General features: G+C 66.4%; 24 protein-coding genes and 2 pseudogenes. 16 read left to right on the top strand and 10 right to left on the bottom strand.

The genetic code is table 11. From position 1 onward, the window contains the following. Window positions 1-8: 8 nt before the first annotated feature. The 3 genes and pseudogenes from AC1DKD_RS05095 to AC1DKD_RS05085 form a co-directional block, all read right to left on the bottom strand. On the bottom strand, window positions 9-446 hold the full coding sequence (locus tag AC1DKD_RS05095) for a carboxymuconolactone decarboxylase family protein (RefSeq protein ID WP_035871037.1): 438 nt from the start codon (window positions 444-446) through the stop codon (window positions 9-11). Between the two features lie 94 nt (window positions 447-540). Continuing rightward, window positions 541-1980 (bottom strand): MocR-like pyridoxine biosynthesis transcription factor PdxR, encoded by a 1440-nt coding sequence (gene pdxR, locus AC1DKD_RS05090; protein WP_477111200.1) that lies wholly within the window; start codon window positions 1978-1980, stop codon window positions 541-543. Between the two features lie 102 nt (window positions 1981-2082). Then, window positions 2083-3163, bottom strand: a pseudogene (locus AC1DKD_RS05085) (NnrS family protein). A 197-nt stretch (window positions 3164-3360) separates the two neighbouring features. On the opposite strand from AC1DKD_RS05085, the gene AC1DKD_RS05080 reads away from it, so the two are divergent. After that, the gene (locus AC1DKD_RS05080; RefSeq protein ID WP_477111202.1) at window positions 3361-3621 is read left to right on the top strand and encodes a hypothetical protein; all 261 of its coding nucleotides are present in this window, start codon (window positions 3361-3363) and stop codon (window positions 3619-3621) included. Between the two features lie 138 nt (window positions 3622-3759). Here the strand turns inward: AC1DKD_RS05080 and AC1DKD_RS05075 are convergent, their stop codons facing one another. Together AC1DKD_RS05075 and AC1DKD_RS05070 are read right to left on the bottom strand one after the other, a co-directional pair. Continuing rightward, complete coding sequence (locus tag AC1DKD_RS05075) at window positions 3760-4197, bottom strand: MarR family winged helix-turn-helix transcriptional regulator (protein WP_441634063.1); 438 nt, start codon at window positions 4195-4197, stop codon at window positions 3760-3762. Window positions 4198-4322: 125 nt separating this feature from the next. Then, window positions 4323-5201, bottom strand: coding sequence for an AraC family transcriptional regulator (locus tag AC1DKD_RS05070; RefSeq protein ID WP_477111203.1), 879 nt, complete (start codon window positions 5199-5201; stop codon window positions 4323-4325). Window positions 5202-5322: 121 nt separating this feature from the next. Here AC1DKD_RS05070 and AC1DKD_RS05065 point away from each other — a divergent pair, with 121 nt between their 5' ends. From AC1DKD_RS05065 to AC1DKD_RS05055, 3 genes and pseudogenes are all read left to right on the top strand, one after another. Next, window positions 5323-5766: a hypothetical protein gene (locus AC1DKD_RS05065; protein WP_477111204.1), complete on the top strand. Its 444-nt coding sequence runs from the start codon at window positions 5323-5325 to the stop codon at window positions 5764-5766. Between the two features lie 49 nt (window positions 5767-5815). Beyond that, entirely contained in the window at window positions 5816-7030 is a 1215-nt protein-coding gene (locus AC1DKD_RS05060; RefSeq protein WP_477111205.1) for an FAD-dependent oxidoreductase, read from the top strand. A gap of 32 nt (window positions 7031-7062) precedes the next feature. Beyond that, window positions 7063-7254: pseudogene (locus AC1DKD_RS05055) on the top strand (alpha/beta fold hydrolase); the annotation flags it as partial. Between the two features lie 121 nt (window positions 7255-7375). Here AC1DKD_RS05055 and AC1DKD_RS05050 read toward each other — a convergent pair. Further along, window positions 7376-7702: a hypothetical protein gene (locus tag AC1DKD_RS05050; protein ID WP_441634055.1), complete on the bottom strand. Its 327-nt coding sequence runs from the start codon at window positions 7700-7702 to the stop codon at window positions 7376-7378. 262 nt (window positions 7703-7964) lie between these two features. Between AC1DKD_RS05050 and AC1DKD_RS05045 the strand changes: the two genes are divergently transcribed. Together AC1DKD_RS05045 and AC1DKD_RS05040 are read left to right on the top strand one after the other, a co-directional pair. Continuing rightward, window positions 7965-8453, top strand: a complete 489-nt coding sequence (locus AC1DKD_RS05045; protein WP_477143043.1) for a copper resistance protein CopQ — start codon at window positions 7965-7967, stop codon at window positions 8451-8453. Then, window positions 8413-8997, top strand: a complete 585-nt coding sequence (locus AC1DKD_RS05040; protein WP_477143042.1) for a TetR/AcrR family transcriptional regulator — start codon at window positions 8413-8415, stop codon at window positions 8995-8997. Before AC1DKD_RS05045 ends, AC1DKD_RS05040 begins: the two co-directional genes overlap by 41 nt. Here AC1DKD_RS05040 and AC1DKD_RS05035 read toward each other — a convergent pair. After that, complete coding sequence (locus AC1DKD_RS05035; RefSeq protein WP_441627532.1) at window positions 8994-10361, bottom strand: APC family permease; 1368 nt, start codon at window positions 10359-10361, stop codon at window positions 8994-8996. The two genes, AC1DKD_RS05040 and AC1DKD_RS05035, sit on opposite strands and share 4 nt — an antisense overlap. 185 nt (window positions 10362-10546) lie before the next feature. After that, the gene (locus tag AC1DKD_RS05030; RefSeq protein ID WP_441627530.1) at window positions 10547-11419 is read right to left on the bottom strand and encodes a LysR family transcriptional regulator; all 873 of its coding nucleotides are present in this window, start codon (window positions 11417-11419) and stop codon (window positions 10547-10549) included. A 145-nt stretch (window positions 11420-11564) separates the two neighbouring features. Between AC1DKD_RS05030 and AC1DKD_RS05025 the strand changes: the two genes are divergently transcribed. The 5 genes from AC1DKD_RS05025 (at window position 11565) to AC1DKD_RS05005 (ending at window position 17037) form a co-directional block, all read left to right on the top strand. Next, entirely contained in the window at window positions 11565-12167 is a 603-nt protein-coding gene (locus AC1DKD_RS05025; RefSeq protein WP_441627528.1) for a cysteine hydrolase family protein, read from the top strand. 196 nt (window positions 12168-12363) lie between these two features. After that, the gene (gene waaC / locus AC1DKD_RS05020) at window positions 12364-13362 is read left to right on the top strand and encodes a lipopolysaccharide heptosyltransferase I (protein WP_441627526.1); all 999 of its coding nucleotides are present in this window, start codon (window positions 12364-12366) and stop codon (window positions 13360-13362) included. 567 nt (window positions 13363-13929) lie between these two features. Then, a complete protein-coding gene (locus AC1DKD_RS05015) occupies window positions 13930-14544 on the top strand; it encodes a TetR/AcrR family transcriptional regulator (protein WP_441627524.1) in 615 nt (204 codons plus the stop codon). 49 nt (window positions 14545-14593) lie between these two features. Beyond that, a complete protein-coding gene (locus AC1DKD_RS05010) occupies window positions 14594-15820 on the top strand; it encodes a YbfB/YjiJ family MFS transporter (RefSeq protein ID WP_441627522.1) in 1227 nt (408 codons plus the stop codon). Between the two features lie 95 nt (window positions 15821-15915). After that, window positions 15916-17037, top strand: coding sequence for an NADH:flavin oxidoreductase/NADH oxidase (locus AC1DKD_RS05005; protein WP_441627520.1), 1122 nt, complete (start codon window positions 15916-15918; stop codon window positions 17035-17037). A 70-nt stretch (window positions 17038-17107) separates the two neighbouring features. On the opposite strand, the gene AC1DKD_RS05000 is transcribed toward AC1DKD_RS05005, so the two are convergent. Both AC1DKD_RS05000 and AC1DKD_RS04995 read right to left on the bottom strand, forming a co-directional pair. Further along, window positions 17108-18091, bottom strand: coding sequence for a Bug family tripartite tricarboxylate transporter substrate binding protein (locus AC1DKD_RS05000; protein ID WP_441627518.1), 984 nt, complete (start codon window positions 18089-18091; stop codon window positions 17108-17110). 82 nt (window positions 18092-18173) lie between these two features. Further along, the gene (locus tag AC1DKD_RS04995; protein ID WP_441627516.1) at window positions 18174-19271 is read right to left on the bottom strand and encodes a porin; all 1098 of its coding nucleotides are present in this window, start codon (window positions 19269-19271) and stop codon (window positions 18174-18176) included. A 489-nt stretch (window positions 19272-19760) separates the two neighbouring features. On the opposite strand from AC1DKD_RS04995, the gene AC1DKD_RS04990 reads away from it, so the two are divergent. The 5 genes from AC1DKD_RS04990 to AC1DKD_RS04970 all read left to right on the top strand — a co-directional run bounded on the left by AC1DKD_RS04990 (window position 19761) and on the right by AC1DKD_RS04970 (window position 23723). Further along, the gene (locus tag AC1DKD_RS04990; RefSeq protein ID WP_477143041.1) at window positions 19761-20642 is read left to right on the top strand and encodes an alpha/beta fold hydrolase; all 882 of its coding nucleotides are present in this window, start codon (window positions 19761-19763) and stop codon (window positions 20640-20642) included. 271 nt (window positions 20643-20913) lie between these two features. Then, window positions 20914-21219, top strand: a complete 306-nt coding sequence (locus AC1DKD_RS04985) for a recombinase-like helix-turn-helix domain-containing protein (RefSeq protein ID WP_441627512.1) — start codon at window positions 20914-20916, stop codon at window positions 21217-21219. Between the two features lie 119 nt (window positions 21220-21338). Beyond that, window positions 21339-22406 (top strand): Rieske 2Fe-2S domain-containing protein, encoded by a 1068-nt coding sequence (locus AC1DKD_RS04980; protein WP_441627510.1) that lies wholly within the window; start codon window positions 21339-21341, stop codon window positions 22404-22406. Continuing rightward, window positions 22399-23169 (top strand): SDR family oxidoreductase, encoded by a 771-nt coding sequence (locus AC1DKD_RS04975; protein WP_441627508.1) that lies wholly within the window; start codon window positions 22399-22401, stop codon window positions 23167-23169. The genes AC1DKD_RS04980 and AC1DKD_RS04975 overlap by 8 nt, the downstream gene beginning before the upstream one ends. Window positions 23170-23186: 17 nt before the next feature. Further along, window positions 23187-23723, top strand: a complete 537-nt coding sequence (locus tag AC1DKD_RS04970; protein WP_477143040.1) for a cupin domain-containing protein — start codon at window positions 23187-23189, stop codon at window positions 23721-23723. Window positions 23724-23730: the final 7 nt, after the last annotated feature.

Below are 23730 nucleotides of genomic sequence, written 5' to 3'. Positions count from 1 at the left end.
CCCCTGGCTCAGGCCGGCGTCTTGCGGAACGAGATGGCGAAGCGGTTCCAGCTATTGATCGCGGAGATCAGCAGCGTCAGGTCGACCAGCTCGGCGTCGCTGAAGTGCGGGCGGACGGCTTCCCAGGCGGCGTCGGGCACGTGGTCCTGCGCGACCAACGTGACTGCCTCGGTCCAGGCCAGCGCGGCTTGCTCGCGCGCGGAGAAGAAGGGCGTTTCGCGCCAGACCGACAGGGTGGCCAGGCGGCGGTCGTCTTCGCCGCCCTTGCGCGCGTCGGTGGTGTGCAAGTCGATGCAATAGGCGCAGCCGTTGATTTGCGAAGCCCGCAGGCGCACCAGTTCCACCAGCGGCTGTTCCAGTCCGCTCTTGCCGATGCGTTCCTCCAGCCCGATCAGCGCCTTGATGGTGGCGGGGCTGGCTTTGTAGAAGTCGAGACGTTGTTCCATGGTTTGCTCCTGGTTTGCGCCGCCGGGTTGGCTGCGCGACAGGAACAAGATTAGGACGGCAACTGGTTATAAAAAATAGCCACTTTTTTGTAATTTAAGGTAGCCAGTGATGGCCATCCATCGCCCCGGCCAGTTTTTCCATGCCGGCGTGAATGTCGGCCACGCCGATGCCGCCATAGCCAAACAGGATCCCGGGTGTTGGCCGTTGCCCTGCGTACATGCCGGAGATGCCGTACAGGCCGATGGATGCGGCGGCGGCACGTGCGATCAGCGCCTGCTCATCCTGCTCCGTCTTCAGCCGGGCAACCAGGTGGATGCCGGCGGCCGGCGCGAGCGCCGTGAACCAGCGGCTCAGCGGGCCGTCCAGGTGCGCAAGCAGCGCGGTCCGGCGCGCGGCATATTCCTTGTGCATGCGCCGCAGATGCTTGCCGAAATAGCCGTCGAGCATGAACTTGGCGAGGGCGGTCTGCGTCATGGTGCAGCTATGCCAGTCGCCGACCTGCTTGGCGCGGCGTACCGCTGTGGCCAACGGTGCCGGGGGGATCACGTAGCCAATGCGCAGTTCGGGAAAGATCGTCTTGGAGAAGGTGCCCACGTACGCCACCACGCCGGTCTTGTCCAGGCTCTTGAGCGACTCCATCGGGCGGCCCATGAAGCGGAATTCACCGTCGTAGTCGTCTTCCAGCAGCAGCGCACCGCGGCGTTGCGCCCATTCCAGCAGCGCGACGCGGCGCTCAATGCTCATGGCCATGCCCAGCGGGAACTGGTGCGAGGGCGTGACGTAGACAATGCGTGCGTTGCCGGGCAGGGCGTCCACCACCAGCCCCTCGGCATCGACCGGGACGTGCGCCACCTGCGCGCCGAGCGCGGAAAATGCGATGCGCGCGGGCGGGTAGCCGGGATCTTCCACCGCCACCACATCGCCTGGGCGGATCACGACCCGTGCCATCAGGTCGATCGCCTGCTGCGCGCCTTGCGTCACGATGACGTCCTGCCAGTTGCTGGCCACGGCGCGGCTGAAAGCCAGGTAGCGCGAGACCGCCAGGCGCAGCTCCTGCTCCCCGGCGGGATCCCGGTAGGTGCCGCGTCCGCGGGCCTGCATGCGCAGCGCGTGGCTCACGCAACTGCGCCATTTATCGAAGGGAAACAAGGCCTTGTCTGTGATGCCGCCCACGAAGTCGAACGCGGGCGCCGCGCCGGGCGCCGTCATCGGCAAGGCGTCCGGCAACGTCTCCCAGATCGAGCCGGAGCCGGGACTCGGGGAGACCGGTGCCGGCGCCGGTGCCAGGCGGGTCATCTCGTGCGCCACGAAGGTGCCGTCGCCGGCGCGCGAGCGCAGGTAGCCCTCGGCAATCAACCGCTCGAACACATCGAGCGTGGTCTTGCGCGAGATGCCGAGCTGCGTGGCGAGGTCGCGGGTAGACGGCAGTCTCTCGCCCGGCGCCAGCCGTCCGTCGACGATACCCGCGCGCAACTGGCGATAAAGCTGGCCGGCCAGGCCCTGCCGGCCGTGAATAGTCAAATGGACGTCCATTTGCTGGCTACCTGAGACGGAGAAAAGTTCATTGATTTTAGTAGCCGCTCATGCCATCGGTGAAGGGGCGCTGGAGGGGGGCTTGGCCCGGGCCCTGGCCGCTCAGCCGTCCCGCCCGTCGGCGCGTGGCCTGGTCAGGTAGGGCGTGTATTTCACCAGGTAAAGCAAGAACGCCGCCATCCACAGCGCAGCGGCCCCGGCTATCCAGAACGGCTTGTATTGCGGCAGCAATAGCGGCCCCAGGACGCGGAAGAGGGCAGCCGTGCCGATGCACGCATAAGCCGCTTTCTCCATCTGGCCGGCCTCCAGCTTGCGGCCCGTATGGCCCAGCGCGGTGCGCGTGATCATCCCCAGGATGGCGCAACCGATCGCGCCCACGGTGAGCGCGTGCAAGGCCGTCGAGCGGTCGGCCCAGCCAAGTGCGGCGGCCGCCAGCAAGAGCAGGCCCAGCGGCAGGCAGCCGTAGGCGAGGTGCAGGATGGCGATCAGGGGCTTGCCTGCCGTGCGCCGCGAGCTCCAGCCGCCCAGTCGCACGGCTTGCGCCAGCGCGGCCAGCAGCGCGATCGCGGCGGTGGCCATGCCGCGCGGCGCCAGCGTGCAGGCGGTCATCGCGGCCAGCGTCAGCGCCACAACGCTGCGCTCGATAGCCGCCGAGCGCCGGATGCGTACCCCTGGGACCGTGTTGGCGGTGAACATCGGGATCACGCGCCCGCCGATCACGGTAATGAAGATGACGATCAGCCCGATCCCCGCATCGGCGCTTTGCAGCGCGAGCAGCACGGCGCCGTTGGCCAGCGCCACATGGAACACCGCATTCAGCGCCCGTCCACATCAGCACGCGCGCCGCTAGCCAGACGGCAGCGAGGCAGGCCAGCAAGCCGCCCTGCGGTGTTTGCAGGCCTGTCCAGTTCTTGCCGGCAGTGAACAGGAAGCCGACCACGATCGCGGCGGCAAAGCCGAACACCATCTCGTGCGCGTGCCACAGCATGCCGCCCATGGCCGGCTGCGCACCGGCATGGGGCCACCAGCCCAGGTAGATCGCGGTCCAGACGCCAACGGCCACCACGGCAAAGGCGGCCGCCAGCAGGTAGAACGGCCGGAACGCCAGCGCAAGGACGGGATGGCCGTGATAGCGCGTGGTGGCGTGGCTTGCCGGTGGCTGGTTTTGCGCAAGGGGCAGCATGGTTCGGCTCTCAATGTGTCGGGTGGAATTCGGGATGCGGCAGCCGCCAAGGCGGTGTCGCAGCGGCCTCGCTTGCCAACCGGCGTTACCGGTGTTACCGGCGCTTCATATCGTGCGGCGCAGCAACCTGATAACGATTCTATAAAACAAGCATTTTAAATGCAACATAAAGACCGATGGCGAGGCTCGGATCCGGCATGACAATTTGCCGCTATGCCGATAGCGACCGGGCGCTGGCGGAGCCCGTGCTTGGCAATCTGGAACGTATGCGCGCGCTGCGCTCTGATCCTGTGTCCTTCGATCCCGCGGCGGCAGAGCGGACCTTCAGCTTTTTCATCATCGCTGCGGGCGTGGCGCAGATGTTGCCGCCCATCATCTACCACCTGGCGGGCGCGGTCGGAATGCCTTGCCGCAACGCGGGCGGCACCAGCGTCAAGGTGTCCACGGTGGTGGTGTAGCCCGAGCGAATGAAGAACACCACTGCAAAACCGGCGAAGGCCAGGGTAGCAGCACGCGCATCGGGGCACGGCATGATTTTGCCCGGCACCGGCGCAAGGAAATTGTCGCGCGCTTTTAAATAATTAAAAATGATGCGCTCAGGCGGCCGAGAATTTGCCGAGCAGGCGGATGAACTCGTCGAACTCGCTCTTGGTGAAATCCTTCAGGCGCGCATTCAGCACCTCGGGGGCGATCTCCGGGATCTGTTCGGCAACGCCATGGCCCTTGGCGGTCAGCTCCAGGTTGACCACGCGGCGGTCGTCCACGCTGCGCGAGCGGGTCAGCAGGCCCTTGTGCTCCAGCTTGTCGAGCATGCGGGTCATCAGGCCGGTGTCGATCACCAGCAGCTTGCTGAGTTCGAACGGGGTGGTGGCGACGCCTCGGGACAGCGACAGCAGGATGCCCATCTGCTGGGCGGTGATATCCAGTTCCTTGAGGGCGGCGTCCATTTCCATCAGCACAAGGTTGCGGGCCTTGTTGAGGAAGAACCCCACGCTCTGCGTGAGGCGAAAGTTCTCTCTGGTGTAGTGCTTCATGGGCGCCTCCTGTTTGCTGGATGGATGTTATTTGATAAGTCAGATAAATTCAAGGTCAGAATCTACGGATTTTCAGTGAGCCGCCGGGGCGGGAGTGAGGGCGAGGAACGGGCCGCTTCCGGTAGCTAGCCACCCAGTCCGCGGTTCGCAAAATACCGGGCCGGCGAGTCGCCAAAAGCACGGCGGAACATGGCGATGAAGTTGCTCGGCGTGGCGTAGCCCAGGGTCTCGGCCACAGCGGCCACGGCTTCGCCGCGTGCGAGCCGTTCCAGCGCCAGGGTCAGGCGAGCCTGCTGGCGCCAATGGGCAAAGCTCAGGCCAGTCTCTCCAAGGAACAGGCGGGATAGCGTACGCGGCGACATGCCCGCCCAGTCTGCCCACTCCACCAGGCTGCGATGGTCATCCGGGCATCCCAGGATGGCATTGCTGATCCGCAGCGCGCGCCGGTCGGTTGGCAAGGGCAGATGCAGGGGCTCGCGCGGCGCCTGCCGGATCTCGTCGAGCAGTACCGCGGCAATGCGCTCCTGCGCAGGATCCGGCGCGAAAGGCGAGGGCCAGGACGCAGCACGGCTGATCAGCGCGCGCATCAGTTCGCTGGTTCCCAATACGCAAGGCAGGCGCGGCAGGTCCTGCGCCGCGGAGGGGGCAATCCACACGTTCCAGCCGCCCAGCACGCCGCTGATGGTGACGCGATGCGTCTCGCCCGGCGGCATCCAGCCAGCGCGCTGGGCGGGCAGCAGCCAGGAGCCGTGGCGGGTGCGGACATGCACCAGGCCGTTGTCGATGCAGAACAACTGGCCGCGCACGTGGCTATGCCAGTCCAGCTCACGCGTGCCAAGCCGGAATTCGTTGTCGGTCCTGTCGGCACCGCGCATGGCGATCAGGGCAGGGCCGCCCGCTTGCTCGCTCGAGTCGGCAAAGGAGGCGAGCAGGGTCTGGGTTTCCGCCTGCAGGGACGCGTCGTCAGCGTTAGGGACCGCAGGATGGGCTGGGCGGGAAGGCATGGCCGGAATTCAATATTTTTAGGCGTGATAACGTTATCGAGTCTACCCGCTTCCACTGGATACTGCATGCGAGGCGCCTTATTCAACGCGTCAACTTTTACCCGCAGCGCAGGAGAGCGACATGCAAGCACAGGCTTCCAGCTTCCACATCTACGACGTATCGAACTTCCCCCTCGTGGTCGGCCGCGCCGAAGCCATGCTGCCAGGCTACGCCGCCCGGTGGCGCGACGAGATGACGGCCCTGGTCGGGCAGGACCGGGTCTTTGTGCTGATCCATGCCGCGCGGGGCGAAGAAGCGCACGAGGACCGCAAGCAACGCGCGCTATGGCTCAAACAGCACAAGGCGCCACTCGGGAGAAGCTGCAGGGCGCTGATCCATATCGAACCCGACCCGGACAAGCGGGCGGCAATGGCCGAGCAGGCGCAGATGGCGGTCAAGGCCTTTGGCGTGCCCGTGGCGATGGCCGCCACCATGGCGGAAGCGCTGGCGCTGGGCAACGATGCCCTGGCTGCCACGACCACGGCGAATGCGGTTGCCGGAGTGCAAGATGGCCCCGCGCGCTGAACGCCGGGCGGGCGCTGTGGCGGCGCAGCGCGCCTTGATGGCGAGGCCCATGCACATCACCATCGTCGGCGCCGGCCTGGGCGGCTTGTGCCTGGCGCAAGGGCTCAGGAGGCATGGCATCGCCTTCGATGTCTACGAGCGCGATGCGGCACTGGCCAGCCGCACGCAGGGCTACCGCATCCGCATCGATCATCGGGGCCAGCAAGCCTTGAAGGCCTGCTTGCCGGCAGACCTTTTCGCCTTGTTCAAGGCAACCGGCGCGATGCCCGTGGAGGGCGTCAATGTGGTTGACACAGGGCTCGATGCCGTGACCGGAATGTGGGTGGAGTCGTGGCGGCGGGCCGGGAACGAAGGCGCTGGAAATGTTGAAGAGGACGACCTGAGCGTGAACCGCCAGACGCTGCGCGAAGTCCTGCTGTGCGGCATCGAGGACCGTGTGCATTTCGGCAAGGCGTGCGTGCGTTACCGGGAGTGCGAAGACGGGCGCGTGGCCGCCGTGTTTGCGGATGGTTCATCCGCCGTCTCGGACGTGCTGGTGGCGGCGGATGGCGTCAATTCCCAGGTGCGCCGGCGCCGTTTGCCGGGCGCCACCCCGGCGGATACCGGGTGCGCCTGCCTCTATGGCAAGACTTGCCCGACGCCTGCCGCGCTGGCGCGGATCTCCGGCGTGCTGCGGGACAGGACTTCTATCGTCTTCGGCGATGGCCTCGCGGTCATCATCGATCCGATGCGGTTCCGGCCGCAGTCCACGGGCTACCGCCTGGGCGAGTGCGAGGACTATCTCTACTGGGCCATCGTCGGCGCCCGCGAGAGCCTTGGCATCGGCTGGGAGGGTGGCGATGCGTTGCGCCAGGACGAACTCGCCGCGCGCATCGAGCGCGTCACGGCAGACTGGCACAGCGGGCTGCGGGCGCTGTTCCAGCTGGGCGATCGCGCCTCGCTGGCCATGCTGCCCGTCAGGACGGCAGACGTGCCGCCGGCCTGGCCGACCAATGCGGTCACGGTGCTGGGGGATGCCATCCATGCGATGAGTCCCGCAGGTGGCCTGGGGGCGAATGCGGCGCTGCACGATGCCTACCTGCTGGCGCGGCAACTGGGCGAGGCCGCCGCCGGCCACTGTTCGCTGCGCGCGGCCATCGGCAGTTACGAAACCGCCATGCGGGAACACAGTTCGCACGCCATCCTGGCTTCGCAGCGCGGTACGGAAATCTTGCTTGGCTACGGGGGCCGGCCCCATGCGCCCAAGCGCGTCCTGGCTGGCTAGGCGCCACGGCTTGCGGGGCGGCAATCGGAATCGTGCCGACGCCGTTCCTGCATGGTGACGCCGACCAGATCGTGCCGATCGGGGCGGCGGCCATGCTGGCCTCCAGGCTGGTCAGAAACGCGACGCTGAAGGTCTGCCCGGGCGCATCGCATGGGATGTGCGCGGTCAACGCAGAGCAGGTCAATGCAGACTTGCTTGCCTTTTTGCAGGGGTTGCACGGATGAAGYCGCGACAGGCATAAGTGCAGGCCGCGCGGCTAGGGGAGGAGGCCGCGCGGGTTCGCTGCGGTAGGCGCGCCATGGTGGATATGCGTTGCCGCTTGCGGAGCGGCAACGCGGATGCCAATTACTTGGAAGACTTCGCGCCGTCCGTATAGGGGTCGGCCTTGCCGGCCTTCGCGCCGTCCGTATAGGGATCGGCCTTGCCAGCCTTGGCACCGTCGGTGTACGGGTCGGGCTTGGCCTGGTTGGCATTCAGGTCCATCTGGGTGGATTGCTTGGCGCCATCCGTGTATGGATCGAACTTGCCGGATTTCGCGCCGTCCGTATAGGGGTCGGCCTTGCCTGCCTTGGCGCCGTCGGTGTACGGGTCGAACTTCTTTTGCTGGGCATAGCTCAAGCCTGAAGCCGTCGCGGCGGCGATAAGTAACGTCATCGTGAGGACTTTGCGCATCTCTTGCTCCGGTGGTAGCGAGGACCCTGTACTGCATCCCGCAAATATCATCGTAGGAGTGATTTCATGCTGCCTGAAGTAAAACGTTGTAAATCCTTGTTGCTGGCATTTCGGCGATTCCCTTTTGGGCCGGAGGGTGCGGGCACACGTTGATGGACGTGCAAATCCTGCTCGAGCGCCCGTCCAGAAAGAACGAAGGCTTCCAAAGCGTACCGATTCGATTCCGCCCCAGCGCGGATCCTCAAAGTGAATGGAGAACATCATGACCTCGAACCTCTTCGCCAAGACCCTGATCACCGCCGCCGCCCTTGCCGCCGCCTTCGTTGCCGGCACCGCGCAGGCCTCGGGCCCGAAGGACAGCAGCTTCGCCGGCGACAAGTACGGCTATGTGTTCCGCAGCGCCACGCCCGACGCGTTCACCGACGGCGCGCGTAGCGGCAAGGCCGACCCGTTCACCGACGGCGCCCGCGTAGGCAAGGCTGACCCGTACACCGACGGCGCCCGTATCGTCGCCGGCCTGGACCGCACCGGTGTGTCGGCTTCCCCGGCCCGCAGCGTGGATGGCTATACCGATGGCGCCCGCAGCGGCAAGTTCGACCCGTTCACCGAAGGTGCCCGCGTCGGCAAGGCTGATCCGTACACCGACGGCGCCCGTATCGTCGCCGGCCTGGACCGTACCGGCGTGTCGGCTTCCCCGGCCCGCAGCGTGGATGCCTATACCGATGGCGCCCGTAGCGGCAAGTTCGCTTGAGCACACCCTGGTGCTGGTGCGGCAGCGGGGCTTCAATGGCTTCAGCTATCGGGACCTCGCCGAGAAGGTGGGGGTCAAGACCTCCAGCATCCATTACTACTTCCCCTCCAAGGAGGACCTGCTGACGGCGGCGGTGACGGAATACAGCGCGCGCATCTCCGGGTATGTGCGCGACATCGACACCAGCCTGCCCGTGGCCGAACAGGCTCGCGCGTATCTGAGGCCCTGGCAAGCTACGGCGGGCGGTGACGCGATCTGCCTGGTCGGCATGCTTTCCACGGAAACCTTGCTGCTGCCCGAGGCGGTGCATCGCATCCTCAAGGATTTCTATCGGCTGAATGAAAGCTGGCTCACCCGCTTGCTCGAAAGCGTGCCGCGGAACGGGCGGGCTACGCAGAGCCATGCCATGCCATTGCCTCCTCAGTCGATGGCGCAAGCGGTCTTCGGCGCCCTGCAGAACGGGCTGGTGGTGGCGCGCCTGTTCGGCGCCCCCCAGCGTATCGAAGCCGCGTCGGATCTGCTGATGGCGTCCGTTGCCGCCTAAGCGGTCAGTTGGCGCCGCCGGTTCAGCCAGAGCGGCACGGCACCGGCGGCGATGCCGCCCAGGGCAACCACGCGCGTGGCCAGGTCGAAACTCGGGATGCTGTAAAGCGCGATAAACCACAGGAACGCTGCGCTGCCGGCCGGCCAGAGCACCCGCAACAACAGCCTGGCCGGCGTGCGTGCGGCATGGTGCAGGGAGTGCCAGGCGCAGGCGAATCCTGCCAGTCCGTAATAGAATGCCACCTGGAAGCCGATGGCGTTGACCGAGTCCTGGATGATCTGGCCCACGCTGCTGAAGCCCGCGGACAGGGCCAGCAACAGCAAGCCGAACGATGCAATCGCGGTTGTCGCCACCCACGGCGTGCGCCAGGTGCGATGCAATGCGGCATAGCGCGGGTGCAGCAAGCCATCGCGGCCTTTGGCGTAAAGGGTGCGGGTGAACTGCAGGATCGAGGTTTCCAGCGTACCCACGGTGCTGAGCATGACGGCCAGTACGGCCAGGTAGTCCCACGGGCGCGGCAAGAGCCGGGCGGCGAGGGCGAACACGGTATTGGTGCCGGCACGGCGAATCTCCTCGTCGCTCAGCACCGCCAGGCTGGCGACGACGAAGGCCAGGAACAGCGCAAGGACGATGAGCATGGAAAGCACGGCCCCGTGTCCGGGCGCGTGTTCGGGATCGCGTGTTTCCTCTGTCAGGTTGGCCGTCACGTCCCAGCCCCAGAAGAAGAACAGCGCCACCAGCGCGCCGTTGGCAAACAGTTGCGGCGTAAAGCCGGTTGGCGATAACCATGACAGCGAGATCGGATGCGCAAGCGGCAACGGCGCCCGCAGCAGGGCTGCGAGCACGATTGCCGCCAGCACACCCACCTCGGCCAGCGTCATCGCCACCTGGGTATAGCTGGTCAGCTTGATGCCCTTGATCACGACGGCGCTTACCGCCAGCAGCCAGCCCGCTGCGACCAGCGTGACCACGGGCGGACGTTCGGCCAGCGCCGGATCGAACAGCAGCAAGGTGGCGGTCGCGGCGGGAATGGTGCCCGACACCATGAATACCGCCGAGGCCACCAGCAGCGTCCAGCCCGCGAAGAAACCCAGCACGGGATGAAAGATCTCGGACACCCAGGTATAGCAGGCGCCAGCGTTGGGATGCAGCTTGTTCAGTTGCTGGTAGGACAGCGTCACGCCGAACATGATCAGCCCGCAGTACAGCAAGCTGGCCGGCGCCAGGACCCCCACCGTGGCGACCAGGGTGGCCGTGGTTGCCGCCAGGCTGAAGGCGGGTGCCGTGCCCGCCACGCCCATCACCACGGATTCGCCCAGCCCGAGCGCGCCTGCATCCAGCTTTGCCGGTGAGTCCCGGTCCATGGTGGTGCTCCCGGTGCGGCCGGCTTGCCGGGGGCGGCAGGCCGGCTGGCCAATCATCGCAATGAGCGCGCTACCCGCGCCACGGCGCGTGCCGGCGTGCATTAGCCAACTATACTGCCTGCCCCCGCGCTTTCAACGGATTCCGCCGCCACGGGCGGCATCGGCCAGCGTCCAGGTTGCAAGGTTCAAGGACATTGCCGCAACTCCCCGGCCAGCCAGTCGATGACCGGCCGGAACCGTGAAGCGCCGCGAAATTCCTGCGGATAGGCCAGCCAGATCTCCCGCACCACCTCCGGCACCTCGCGCACCATCGTGAGCCGCGCATCGTCGCGCGCCAGATAATGCGGMAGCAGGCCGATACCTAGGCCGGTGCGGATTGCCTCATGCACCGCCAGCAGATTGTTCGACTGGAAACCCTTGCGCGCTGCCAGCGCCCGCGTCCATTCGGCTTCCGGCAGGGCCAGGCCTTCGTCCAGCAGGCCGCACAGCGGCGCGGCAGCGAGATCCTGCTCGCTCCAGGCGCCGGCACCGGCTGGCCGTGCCGGGGCATAGAGGCCGAAGCTCATGCTGCCGGCGCGCTGCGCGATCACGTCGCTTTCCTGCGGCCGCGCCAGACGCACCGCGATGTGGGCGCGGCGCCGGGCCAGGCTGGCGATACGATTGTCCGTTTCCAGCCGGACTTCCAGTTGCGGGTGCGCGCAATAGAGCGCGAACATGCGCGGCGTCAGGAAGTTGCTGCCGAGCGTCGCGGTGCAGGCAATGCCGACTACGCCGGAAACGCCGCCGCCGGCGTCCTCCACTTCGCGTAGCAGGCGTTCGGCCGAGTTCTCCATCTGCTGCGCCGCGGCCAGTGCCGCGCGGCCGGCGGCGGACAGCGCGAAGGCGCCATCGGTGCGCGTCGCCACGGGCTTGCCGAGCGCGGTCTCCAGCCGGCGGATGCGGCGGATGGCGGTGGCGTGCGTGACCTCCAGTTCGCGGGCGCAGGCCGAATAATTGCCAGTCCGGATCAGCGTGGACAGGGTCAGCAGGTCATCCCAGTGCAGTGAGCGTTTTTGCACAATGGTTGTGAGGCAATTGAGAATTGGCGAACAGGATAGCGCGGCTTATCATCGCTTGCATGGTTGCCGCCACCGTGGCGCCTGCCTGTACCCGATCCATACCCGTTCAGTACCGGCTCACATACCGACTTCGAAAGGAATCACGATGGCCGCACCCTTCACCTTGCTCGACCTCGCCGGCGCCAGCCGCGCTCCTTCGGCCTGGGAGGCAGCCACCCTGGTCTTGATCGACCACCAGCGCGAATACGTGGACGGCAAGCTGCCGCTGACAGGCATGCCGGCGGCCATCGCGGCGTGCGGCGAACTGCTGGCGCTGGCGCGCCGCCACGGCAGCCCGGTGGTGCACGTGGTGCATCACGGCCGGGCCGGCGGCGGCGCCTTCGATCCGGAAGGACCCTACGCGGCCATCGTCGCGGGGCTGGAGCCGCAGGCCGGTGAACATACCGTGGTCAAGGGCCTGCCAAATAGTTTTGCCGGTACGACCCTGGCGGTGTTGCTGGAAAAACTTGGCCGCAAGGAGCTGATCGTGGCGGGGTTCCAGACCCATATGTGCGTGAGCGCAACGGTGCGGTCCGCACTCGATCATGGTTATCGCAGCACCGTGGTGGCCTCGGCCTGCGCCACGCGGGACCTGCCGGACCCGCTGGGCGGAGCGCCCCTCGCGGCGGCGGAAATCCACCGTGGCTCGCTGGCCGCGCTGCATGACCGCTTTGCCACGGTCGTGGCCAGCGCCGCTGCCTGGCGTTGAGCGGTGGGGCGGGCTGCGCGTTAGCGGAAGTCGAAGGAAAAGATGGCATGGCGCGGGCGCGTGGCGAGTGCCGCGCAGACCCCATTACAGGCGGGTGCACATCGGGTAATGCGTGCGCGGGCTATGGCCCTGGTGCATACTACGGCCTCGCCGCAAGCCGGCGAAGCCTGTCCGCAACCCGATCCCCGCCTTATCCATGAAACGCATCCTCCTCATCAAGATCACCTCGCTTGGCGATATGGTGCACACCTTGCCGTTGGTGTCCGACCTGCGCCGCGCTTATCCCGAGGCCAAGATCGACTGGGTGGCCGATGCTTCCTGCGCCGATATTCCCCGCTGGGCCGTGGGCGTCGACCGCGTGATCGCGCCGCCGCTGCGCGGCTTCAAGAAGTCCCGTAGCTGGGCTGACCTGCGTGCCATCTTTGGCGCACTGTGGGCATTGCGTCGCGAAAAGTACGATGTGGTGGTGGATGTGCACGGCGTGTATAAAAGCGCCATCGTGGCCTGGCTGGCGCGCTCGAGCCGGCGTCTGGGCTACGCCGCCGAGTATCTGGGCGAGGCGCGTGCCGTGTTCGCCTATACGCAGATCTTCGGGCCGCACGGAGACGCCACCGCGCGCCACAAGATGCGCATGGTGGTCGCCAACGCGCTCGGCTACGCACTGGATCCCGTTGAGCATTACGCACTGCGCGTGCCTGCGCCCGCCGCACCGCTCAATGCCGACGGCGTGCCACGCGCCATGCTGTTCCACGCTACCTCGGTCGAGGCCAAGAAATGGCCCTCGCAGCGGTGGATCTCGGTCGGCAGGACGCTGGCTGGTCGGGGCTACAAGATTCAGTTGCCCTGGGGCTCGCCCGCCGAGCGCGAGCAATCGGAGGCGCTGGCTGCCGAGATTCCCGGCGCCGAGGTGTTGCCGCGCATGACCATTACCGAATGCGCGCAGCGGGTGGATGCCGCCGCGCTGGTGGTCGGCACCGACACCGGCTTCGTCCACCTGGCCGATGCGCTGGGCAAGCCGTCGGTGATGCTGTTCACGGTGACCGACAGCCAGCATTTCGGGATCGACACGCCGGGCCAGTCTGTCTCCGTGGGCGCCCGCGGCGTGGTGCCCGAAGTTGATGAGGTGCTTGCCGCGATCGACCGGGTCACCGGCGGTCAGGCCAGGCCACAAGTGGCGGCCGCCAGCCTGGGCTGAACCGGTGCCCGATCCGCGGCTGCCCGCGTTGCGGACTGGGGTGATCAGCCAGCCGCCGCGGGCGCTTCAACACGTCACGCGTTGATCGCTTGCCCGCCCCGCGCGCCGGACGCCGGATGTGCCGGGCGGGTACCCCGCCTGGGCGATGGCTTGCCGTCGCACCGGCGCTGCCGCTAAAACTTCATCTAGCCGCCCATCAGCCGAAGCGCGTTCAATTGGTGTTCCAGGCATTCCTGGCATCACCTTCCCGTTGTCCACGTAGATCCCACGATGGCTGTAGCTGCGGCGCTGCGCGCGCAGCGGCGGTTCGCTGTCTGTCTCGACATCATATGCCCGTCCGGGTGGCTTTCACGACGCAATAGCCTGCCACGGCTTCGCACATGTGCCGATACCGCTATCTGGCCGCATTCCATCTTGATCATTTGATGAACGTTCCCCTGGTCCTCTAACGGTCATTTGCATTCACCTTGCGTTCTATATCGTCCGATATATAATCGCTTTTGTATCGTGCGATACAAAACGTATCCATCCAGATCCACCTTAGTCAGCCAAGCCGGAGCAGCAACCATGGCACGACCCCGCGAATTCGACGAACAACAGGTGCTGGAAGCAGCCGGAGATGCCTTCTGGGCGAACGGTTTCGAAGCCACCTCCACGCGCGATCTCGTCAAGTGCACGGGTTTGACGCAGCCCAGCCTCTACAACGCCTTTGGTGACAAGCGCGGGCTGTTCCTGCGCGCGTTGGAGCACTACCTGGAGCGCACGCTGCACGAGCGGATTGCGCGGCTGGAATCGTCGCAAACGCCCGGCCATGCCATCGCGTCCTTTTTCGGCGAGATCGTCGATCGTTCCGTTGCGGACGCGCGGCACCGCGGCTGCATGCTGGTCAATGCCGCGGTGGAGTCGACGCCCGGCGACGCCGCATGCCGCCAGGGCATCGCCGGCGAACTTGCCCAGATCCAGGCTTTCTTCCAGCGCTGCATGGAGGCGGGGCAGGCAAGCGGCGAGGTGCCGACGGTCCTCCCGGCAGCGGACGCGGGCGCGCACCTGCTGGCGGTCCTGCTGGGGGTGCGAGTGCTCGCCCGGGTCAGGCCGGAACGCGCGCTGCTCACCGGCGCCGTCAGTCCGGCGCTGAGCCTGCTCGGCCTGCCGCCGCTGCCCGTCGCGGCCAGCACGGCATGAGCCGCACGCCGGCACAGCGAACCACATATCGAATCCGCAGGAATGCATCATGTCTGAAAACACAGCCACGATCCCAAGCTCCATGGCGTCGACACTCGATGCCCGCGCACTGTTCGCCACCCTCGCCGGGTTGTGCGGCAGCCTGGTAGCCATCGGCCTCGCGCGCTTCGCCTACACGCCGCTGATTCCGCCGCTGATCCAGGCGCATTGGTTCACGTCGTCGCAGGCGGTGACGCTCGGCGCGGCGAATTTCGCCGGCTACCTGGCCGGGGCGCTGCTGGGTCGTCCCATTGCCAATGCGCTATCCAACCGCCATGCGTTGCGGCTGTTGATGCTGATCGCAACGGCCGCCTTCTTTGCCTGCGCGTACCCGTTCTCGGTGAGCTGGTTCTTTGCCTGGCGCTTCGCGTCCGGCGTTTCGGGCGGCGCCATCATGGTGCTGGTGGCGACCACGATCCTGCCGCATATCCCACCCGCCCGGCGCGGCTTTGCCAGCGGCATGATCTTCCTGGGGCTCGGACTCGGCATTGCGGCCTCGGGCACCATCATTCCCAGGTTGTTACAGCTGGGTCTGAAGGACACTTGGATCGGTCTCGGCGTGTTCGCGGCCATCCTGACCGCCGTGAGCTGGTTTGGCTGGCCGGGCTCGGCCCCCGCGGCGCCGGCACCGGCTGCCGGTAGGCAGCCGGTCGGGCGTGGGAACACGGCGTTGCGCGTGTTGTACGCCCAGTACGCCGCGAACGCGCTCGGGCTTGTGCCCGCCATGGTGCTGCTGGTGGATTATGTGGCGCGCGGGCTGGGCCGGGGTGCGGAGACCGGTGCCGGGTACTGGGTCTTGTACGGTGTCGCGGCCATCGCGGGACCTGTCCTGAGCGGCAATGTGGCCGATCGCATCGGCTTTGGCGCGGCTTATCGCATCGCGTTGCTGTTGCAGGCGATTGCCGTAGCCACGCTTGCCTTGTCCGGCAACCCGATTCTCATTGGCGTCGCCACCGTGGCCCTGGGCATTTTCACGCCCGGCATCGTGCCGCTGGTGCTCGGGCGTATCCAGGAAATGGTGCCGCACGACCATCTCGAGCAGCGCGCAGCGTGGAGCCGCGCCACCACGGCCTTTGCCTTGTTCCAGGCCCTCGCCGGCTACGGCTACTCCTACCTGTTCACGCTTTCGCACAACAACTATGCGCTGATCTTCCTGTGCGGCGCGGTGGCGCTGGCCCTGGCGCTGACCGCCGACATCCTCACGGGGCGCAAGCCGCAGCCAGTTGCCGCGTCCTGATGAAAACAGGAAGGCGTCCTAGAATGGACGGGCGCCACGCACGCCACAGACAAACGCCACAGACAAGTGCCAGGAAACAGCAAGGAGTCGTTCCCATGAGTCAAAGCCGGTTATTCCAACCCTTATCCATTGGCAATCTGCGGTTGGAAAACCGCATCGTGATTGCGCCAATGTGCCAGTACTCCGCCGAGGAGGGCTCGGCCGGCGACTGGCACATGATTCATCTCGGCCAGCTTGCGCTGTCCGGCGCCGGAATGATGATCATCGAGGCATCTGCCGTGTCGCCGGAAGGGCGCATCACGCCGGGGGATCTTGGCCTCTATTCGGATGCGAATGAGGCGGCCCTTGGCAAAGTGATCGGCGCAGCCAGGGCACACGCGCCGATTGCGCTTGCGATACAGCTTGCCCATGCGGGGCGCAAGGCATCCAGCCATGCCCCCTGGGACGGCGGCAGCCAGATACGGCCCGAACAGCCGCTGGGCTGGAAGACGGTGGCGCCATCCGCTGTGCCGCACGCGGAGGGCGAGGATGCGCCGCTGGCCCTGGATCGCGCAGGCATGGACAAGGTGCGCGACGATTTCGTCGCCGCCGCCGTTCGCGCGGCGCGTCTCGGGCTCGACGGCATCGAACTGCATTTCGCGCATGGCTACCTGCTGCATCAGTTTCTGTCGCCGCTGGCTAACAAGCGCGAGGACGAGTATGGCGGCAGCCTGGAGAACCGCATGCGTTTCCCCATCGAGGTGTTCGACGCGGTGCGTGCGGCATTTCCCGCCGACAAGCCGGTGTGGGCGCGCATCTCGGCCACCGACTGGGTGCCTGGCGGATGGGATATCGAAGGCACGGTGGCGCTGTCGAAGGCGCTCAAGGCGCGTGGCTGCGCGGCGATCCACGTGACTACCGGCGGCGTCTCGCCGGCGCAGGCCATCAAGCTGGGGCCCGGCTACCAGGTGCCCTATGCGCAGCGGGTCAAGGCTGAGGTCGGCTTGCCGACCATCGCGGTGGGGCTCATCACCGAGCCCGAGCAGGCCGAAGCCATCATCGCCAACGGGGAAGCGGATGCGGTTTCGCTGGCGCGCGCCATGCTCTACGATCCGCGCTGGCCGTGGCACGCCGCGGCCAGGCTTGGCGCGCAGGTCCATGCGCCGAAGCAGTACTGGCGTTCGCAGCCGCGCGAGTACAAGGATCTGTTTTTCGATGCCAGCTTCGGGCAACGCTAGTCACGGTGTCAGCGAAAAATCAACGAAAAACGGCCCGCCGGAAGGGGCGGGCCGTCATCACCTGTTCGCGTCAGTCAGCCTGGATGCCGAACTCCTTGACGATCTTTGCATAGCGCGTCGAATCGGACGCGATCAGCTTGCCCAGCGTGCCGGGTTCGCCGCCAATTGGCGTAACCGCGATGGTGGCCATGCGCGCGACCACGTCGGGCATCTTCAGGATGTCGTTGACGTGCGCGTTCAGCGTCTTCACCAGTTCCGGCGAAAGCCCCTTCGGCGCCAGCAGCGCCTGCCAGGCGCCGACGTCCACATCCTTGTAGCCCAGTTCGAGCAGCGTCGGCACGTTCGGTGCGAACGGCGAGCGCTTCAGGTCGGCCACGGCCAGCGGCACGATGCTGCCGGCCGTAATGTACTGGCCCACCGCGCCGAGCGTGGAGTAGGTCATCGGCACCTGGCCGCCCAGCACGTCGACCACCGCCGGCGCCGTGCCGCGATACGGCACCTGCGAGATCTTCACGCCAGCCGCCTTGTTGAACAGTTCGCCAAGAATGTGCATGGGCGAACCGTTGCCCGGGCTGGCATAGGTTTGCAGGCTGCCGGATTTGGCGCGTGCGACCAGATCGGGCAGCTTGGTGATCCCGGAGTTCTTATTGACGACCACGAAGAGCGACTGGATGCCGATCTGCGCAATGGGCGTGAAATCGTTGCGCACGTCGTAGGCGCCCCCGGTGCCGCTCTTGAGCACCAGCGGCGCGATGGCGACCGTGTTGGGCGCGACCAGCAAGGTATAGCCATCGGGCGCGGCCTTGGCGACGTAGGCGCTGCCGATCGTGCCGGCCGCGCCGGTGCGGTTTTCGACCACGACGGACTGGTGCAGGCGCGCTGAGAGCTTTTCCGCGAGCAGGCGAGCCAGCACGTCGGTATCGCCGCCGGCGGGGTAGGCCACGACCAGCGTAACGGGTTTGTTGGGATAGGCCTGCGCGCAGGCGGTGCCTGCCGCCATCACGGCGGCCGTGGCTGCGAGGGCAGCAAACAGGTTGCGGGTTGCAAACTTCATGATGAGACGCCTCTAGGTAGACTTCGCGCCGGATGGGACGATTCGTGCCATCCGGCTTGCGCCGCATGGCGGCGCGCGGGCTTTAGAACGTGTGCTTGATGCCGATCATCGTGCCCAGCTGGTTGCCGCCGGGCTTGGGGTTGGAGCCCGTCTGGGCGCCGCTGACCGACTGGGCGAGCTGGCCGCCGTTGTCGATGAAGCCGGCCGTGGCATACACGGAGGTGCGCTTGGAGAAGGCGTAGGTACCACGCAGCGCGTACAGCATCGCTTTGTTGTCGCTGTTGTGAAACTTGAGGTAGTAGACCTGGCCGGCCAGCGTGAACGCGGGCGTGATGTCATACGCCAGGCCGGCGTACCAGAGGTCGCTGCGCGGCGTCGGGCTGCCATCGTTGTCGCGGCGGATCACGCCCAGGCCCATCTTGGTCTTGGACARCAGCACATAGCCGTTGAGCGAGAGCCGGTCGTCCGACTGGTTGCTCCTGGACAGGCCGCCGAATGCTCCGGGTCCGCCGCGCAGCGAGTCATAGGCCGCTGCCACGCCCCACCACTTGTTGTCGTATTGGAGCAATGCCGACCATTCGCGGCAAGCCTTTGAGTCGGCCGGGTTTTCGCCTGCGCAATTGGTGCCGGCCGGGCTCGGGCCCGCATTCACCGTATCGCGGCCAAAGCTGTAGGTGGCGCCCAGCGTGAAACCGCCAAACGTGCCCTTGTAGGAAACGGCGTTGTCGGCGCGCGCGTTCGGCAGATAGCTGTCGAGGGAGCCCGAGCCGTACACGTTGGGGCCGAGGATGTCCGGGTCCAATGTGGCCCAGAACAGCATGGTGTACTGGCGGCCCAGGGCCACCTGGCCCCAGGGGCCGGAGAGGCCCACCAAGGCTTGCCTGCCGAACAGCCGGCCGCCCTGGTTGGACGTGCCAGAGTCAGGCGCGAAACCGGATTCGAGCACGAACAGGCTCTTGAGGCCGCCGCCCAGGTCCTCCGTGCCGCGGATGCCCCAACGTGACGGCACCGTCCCGGTCAGGGTGTTCATGCGGAACACGTTGTCCTTTGCTGCGCCAATATTGTTCACGTACTCGACGCCGGTATCGACCACGCCGTACAGCGTCACCGTCGATTGGGCCGAGGCCAGCAGGGGTACCGTGGCTGCAAGCGCAGCCAGCGCAATCCGTCCAAGTTTCATTGATCGATTCCTCTTCCTTGTCCACCGTATTGTTTCGTTGGCGTCGCCATGCTTCGCCAGACCATTACCCGGTCCGGATGGGTGCATCTCTGGTTGTGCACGTTCCGGCTTTTTGTTTTATATGTGAAACATCAGATTACATAAGAAACAACGAGCAAAATATAGCCGTTCGTTTCCGGAAAAACATGGGCGGGAAATCCCTAGTGATGTGGAGACGCGACGAGATAGCGCCGCATAAGCGGCATCCGCGGCACAGCGGTGCACAAGAACGGTGYGATGGTTCGGTAGGGCAAGACTCCGCCGCGCGCCACGAACCGCACGGCCGCTGGGACCGGCGATAGCCGGCGTGCCGGGGCATGTCCGCCTGCACCAAAACGTGACAGCGCCTCGGTTTACGGAAGTTTTTTTGCGAGGGGTTAACCCTGATCAATTTCCGGCAGCAGGCGGTCTATATTTCCTAGGTTTTATTCGCAAACTACGGTTTCATATATGGAACAAAATGACCCATCCCGGGCAATCCAGCCTGCGGCAGCGCTGCTGCGGGCGCTCGACACCGGCTTTACGGAGCGGCGAGTGGCTACCGGCAGCGACGGCGCGCAAATCGCTTACCGTCGCGGCGGAAGCCACGGGCCGGTCGTGGTGCTGTTGCATGGCATCAGTTCCGGCGCGGCTTCCTGGTTGCCATGCGCGAGCCTGCTGGCGGCCGATGCCCGTGTGATTGCGTGGGATGCACCCGGTTATGGCAATTCGCAAGCGTTGCAAACCGCTGCGCCCACGGCAGCCGACTACGCCCGGAGCCTGGCGGGGCTGCTGCGCGCACTGGACGTGCGGCCCGATGTGATCGTCGGCCATTCGCTCGGCGCGTTGATGGYGGCCGCCTACGTGGCGCAAGCCGGCCCGGCGCAGCTTCCCGGACAACTGCTGCTGCTCAGCCCGGCCCAGGGCTACGGCGGCCCCGGCAAGGCTGAAAAGGCAAAAGAGGTGGCCCGCCAGCGGCTCGACGCACTTGCGGCAGTTGGGGTGGAGGGCCTGGCCGAGCGTGGTCCGGGCCGCCTGCTGAGCGCCGCGGCCGACGCCGATGCGCAGGCCTGGGTGCGCTGGAATATGCGCCGCCTGGACCCGGACGGCTACCGGCAAGCCGTGGCGATGCTGTGCGGAGACGATATCGGCGACTACCTTGCGCGCCGGGACCCGGGCGTCAGTGCGCGGGTCGGCTGTGGTGCACTGGATATCGTGACGCCGCCGCCAGGATGCGCGGCGCTGGCGGAACGCTTCGCCCTGCCGTTCGAACTGGTGCCCGATGCCGGTCATGCCTGCTATGTGGAGCAGGCAGGCTCTGTCGCCCGCTGGATTCGCAGCGCGCTCGCCTGACACGTCCACCGGGCGCGGAAACGGCTGCGCGCAGCCGCGCCGCGCCCTTCCGCACCGTTTTTCCCAGCCCGCTTCCGGCGTGCTTCCGGCCGGTCCCCGGCCCCGTGCCCAGTCCCAAGTGGCATCGGCTTATCTCCAGGGTAAACCCCACTCTATTTTTAAAGTTTCGTTGCCTATAGTGGTGTCTGTGTTCAATATTTAAATCAGCGTTTTATAGGTGGAACAAAACGCTAGATCAGCGGACTGGCAACAAGGTCAAAGGAGCAGCGCAATGGAGAACCTCGCATACAACCCGAACCTGGCGCCCTGGGAGCGTCCGGCGCCGAACAATGTCGCCGGCAAGGGCCACATCGAGCAGCCCGGCAAGGTGGCCAATATCGTGTGGCAGACCCGCGCCGCCGCCCCCACCGCTTATGAAGACGCGCTCGGCGATGCCTTGGAGGCCGCATTCGAGGGCGGTGCCAGGAGCCCGGCGGACATCGTGCGAGCGTTCAACGACGCTGGCCTGCTGGGCGCGGATGGCCTGGCCTGGACCGAAGAGCGCTTCCTCGCCGAAATGCGCCGTCTGGGCGCCTGAGAGGCTGAAGCCAAGAGGCAGTTCAAGAACATCAACGCGATTGCGTCATGACGGGCGGCGAAACAAGGCATGCCCTTCCGAGATAGCGATCCGATCCGGTACCCGCAAGAGAGCAAACAATGGAATCGAACAAGCAAGCGCGTGCTGAGGCGCGCCTGAACGCCGGCCTGCATAACTACTGGTATCCGGTATCGGCCGCGTGGGCGGTCACGCATGCACCGATCGGCATTACGCGCCTGGGCCAGGACATCGTGCTGTGGCGCGACGGCGCCGGCCAAGTGCACGCGCTGGAAGACCGCTGCCCGCACCGCGGCGCGCGCCTGTCGATGGGCTGGAACCTCGGCGACCGCGTGGCCTGCTGGTACCACGGCGTGGAAGTCGGCGGCGACGGCCAGGTCAAGAGCGTGCCGGCCGTGGACAACTGCCCGCTCGAAGGCAAGACCTGCGTGCGCAGCTACCCCGTGCGGGAAAAGGCCGGCGCCATCTTCCTGTGGTTCGGCGAGCGCGCTCCGGTGGAAGGCGAGGGCGGTGCCGATGCGCTGCGCCTGCCGGAAGAACTGGAGAGCGACGAGCACAGCAACTTCCTGTGCGTGGCGCACTGGGACTGCAACTACCGCTACGCCATCGACAACGTCATGGACCCGATGCACGGCGCCTACCTGCATGCGGTGTCGCACTCGATGGCCTCGGGTGAAAAGCAGGCCGTGATGGCCGTGCGCGAAACCGATACCGGCCTGGTATTCGAGAAGACCGGCCAGCGCGGCGTGAACTTCGACTGGGTGGAATTCGGCGAGACCGGCACCCTGTGGCTGCGCCTGGCGATTCCCTACCGCGCCAAGGTGGGCCCCGGCGGCCCGTTCGGCATCGTCGGCATCGCCACGCCGGTCGACGAGGAGCACTGCATGGTGTTCTTCTGGCGTACCCGCCACGTGCAGGGCTGGGAGCGCGATGTCTGGCGCTTCCTGTACCGCAACCGCCTGGAAGGCTTGCACTGGGACGTGCTGGAGCAGGACCGCGTGGTGCTGGAGATGATGGCGCCGAACGCGCGCGAACATGAAACGCTGTACCAGCATGATGTGGGCATCACGCGCGTGCGCCGCCTGCTGCGCCGCCGTGCCGACCAGGAAGTCGCCGACGAGCCGGTCGCCATGCTGAAGCCCGTGGGCGGGGTGGCGAGCCATGCCTGAGATCGACCGCAACAACCTGCTGGCCGGCCGCCGCGTGCTGGTGACCGGCGCGGCGCGCGGGCTGGGCCTGGCCTTTGCCACCGCGATCGCCGAAGCCGGCGCCGCCGTCGCGATGGCCGACATCCTCGCCGATCGCTTGCACGAGGAAGCCGCCGCGTTGCAGGCCCGTGGCCTGACGGCGCTGCCGCTCGCGCTTGACCTCGGCAACCCCGAATCGGTGACGGCCTGCGCCGCCGCCGCCGTGGCCGGGCTTGGCGGCCTGGACGGGCTCGTCAACAACGCCGCGGTCACCGACTCCGGCGGCCGCGACGCCAGTGCCATCGACATCGCCACCTGGGACCGCGTGATGAACATCAACGTGCGCGGCACCTGGTTGATGACCACGGCCTGCCTGCCGGCACTGCGCGCCTCGCGCCGCGGCGCCATCGTCAACCTCGCGTCGGACACGCCGCTGTGGGGCGCGCCCAACCTGCTGGCTTACGTGGCCAGCAAGAGCGCCATCATCGGCATGACCCGTTCGCTGGCGCGCGAGCTGGGCGACGCCCAGGTCACTGTCAATGCCATCGCACCGGGGCTGACCATGGTGGAGGCGACGGAATACGTGCCCCAGAAGAGGCGCGACCTGTATCGCGAGCAACGCGCGATTTCCCGCGAGCAGCTACCCGAGGATGTTTCCGGGGCCGTGCTGTTCGCACTATCCGATCTGTCCCGCTTCGTGACGGGCCAGACGCTGGCCGTCAACGGCGGCTTCGTCATGCACTGAGTCAACAAGGAATCCAAATGAGCGATCTTTCCCAACAAGACAACATCAAGCGTTCCTGGGAGCAGCCGTCCGGCGCTTCCTTCGACCAGTGGATGGAGACCCGCGTCGCGCGCTTCTCCACCCGCCGCTACGACTGGGACGCTCTCAAGTTCCAGGCTGACTACGATCCCAAGTACCGCCGTGCGCAGATGCGTTACCTCGGCACCGGCGGCACCGGCGTGGCCACCGACACCAATACCGTGCCGTCCGAGAATTTCACCTTCTCGACCATGATCATCCCGGCCGGCCACGAAGGCCYGTCGCACCTGCACACGGATGTGGAAGAAGTCTTCTTCGTCATGCGCGGCAAGATCAAGCTGATCCTGGAAAAGGACGGCGAGCGTTACGAAACCATCCTGACCGACCGCGATCTGGTCTCGGTGCCCCCCGGCGTGTACCGCGAGGAAATCAACATCGGCGAGGAAGACGCGCTGATGTGCGTGATGCTCGGCGCCAAGAAGCCGATCACGCCGACGTACCCGCCCGAGCATCCGCTCACCAAGGTCAAGCGCTGAAAAGCGA

Source organism: Cupriavidus sp. 05T313, assembly GCF_056396665.1.
The sequence above is the reverse complement of the archived record's forward strand: the minus strand, read 5'-3'. Positions and strand labels throughout refer to the sequence as shown.

What these genes read in the sequence shown, in the direction of transcription:
- AC1DKD_RS05095 (WP_035871037.1), bottom strand. Translation starts at nt 446, where the DNA reads ATGGAACAACGTCTCGACTTCTACAAAGCCAGCCCCGCCACCATCAAG.
- pdxR (WP_477111200.1), bottom strand. Translation starts at nt 1,980, where the DNA reads ATGGACGTCCATTTGACTATTCACGGCCGGCAGGGCCTGGCCGGCCAG.
- AC1DKD_RS05080 (WP_477111202.1), top strand. Translation starts at nt 3,361, where the DNA reads ATGACAATTTGCCGCTATGCCGATAGCGACCGGGCGCTGGCGGAGCCC.
- AC1DKD_RS05075 (WP_441634063.1), bottom strand. Translation starts at nt 4,197, where the DNA reads ATGAAGCACTACACCAGAGAGAACTTTCGCCTCACGCAGAGCGTGGGG.
- AC1DKD_RS05070 (WP_477111203.1), bottom strand. Translation starts at nt 5,201, where the DNA reads ATGCCTTCCCGCCCAGCCCATCCTGCGGTCCCTAACGCTGACGACGCG.
- AC1DKD_RS05065 (WP_477111204.1), top strand. Translation starts at nt 5,323, where the DNA reads ATGCAAGCACAGGCTTCCAGCTTCCACATCTACGACGTATCGAACTTC.
- AC1DKD_RS05060 (WP_477111205.1), top strand. Translation starts at nt 5,816, where the DNA reads ATGCACATCACCATCGTCGGCGCCGGCCTGGGCGGCTTGTGCCTGGCG.
- AC1DKD_RS05050 (WP_441634055.1), bottom strand. Translation starts at nt 7,702, where the DNA reads ATGCGCAAAGTCCTCACGATGACGTTACTTATCGCCGCCGCGACGGCT.
- AC1DKD_RS05045 (WP_477143043.1), top strand. Translation starts at nt 7,965, where the DNA reads ATGACCTCGAACCTCTTCGCCAAGACCCTGATCACCGCCGCCGCCCTT.
- AC1DKD_RS05040 (WP_477143042.1), top strand. Translation starts at nt 8,413, where the DNA reads ATGCCTATACCGATGGCGCCCGTAGCGGCAAGTTCGCTTGAGCACACC.
- AC1DKD_RS05035 (WP_441627532.1), bottom strand. Translation starts at nt 10,361, where the DNA reads ATGGACCGGGACTCACCGGCAAAGCTGGATGCAGGCGCGCTCGGGCTG.
- AC1DKD_RS05025 (WP_441627528.1), top strand. Translation starts at nt 11,565, where the DNA reads ATGGCCGCACCCTTCACCTTGCTCGACCTCGCCGGCGCCAGCCGCGCT.
- waaC (WP_441627526.1), top strand. Translation starts at nt 12,364, where the DNA reads ATGAAACGCATCCTCCTCATCAAGATCACCTCGCTTGGCGATATGGTG.
- AC1DKD_RS05015 (WP_441627524.1), top strand. Translation starts at nt 13,930, where the DNA reads ATGGCACGACCCCGCGAATTCGACGAACAACAGGTGCTGGAAGCAGCC.
- AC1DKD_RS05010 (WP_441627522.1), top strand. Translation starts at nt 14,594, where the DNA reads ATGTCTGAAAACACAGCCACGATCCCAAGCTCCATGGCGTCGACACTC.
- AC1DKD_RS05005 (WP_441627520.1), top strand. Translation starts at nt 15,916, where the DNA reads ATGAGTCAAAGCCGGTTATTCCAACCCTTATCCATTGGCAATCTGCGG.
- AC1DKD_RS05000 (WP_441627518.1), bottom strand. Translation starts at nt 18,091, where the DNA reads ATGAAGTTTGCAACCCGCAACCTGTTTGCTGCCCTCGCAGCCACGGCC.
- AC1DKD_RS04985 (WP_441627512.1), top strand. Translation starts at nt 20,914, where the DNA reads ATGGAGAACCTCGCATACAACCCGAACCTGGCGCCCTGGGAGCGTCCG.
- AC1DKD_RS04980 (WP_441627510.1), top strand. Translation starts at nt 21,339, where the DNA reads ATGGAATCGAACAAGCAAGCGCGTGCTGAGGCGCGCCTGAACGCCGGC.
- AC1DKD_RS04975 (WP_441627508.1), top strand. Translation starts at nt 22,399, where the DNA reads ATGCCTGAGATCGACCGCAACAACCTGCTGGCCGGCCGCCGCGTGCTG.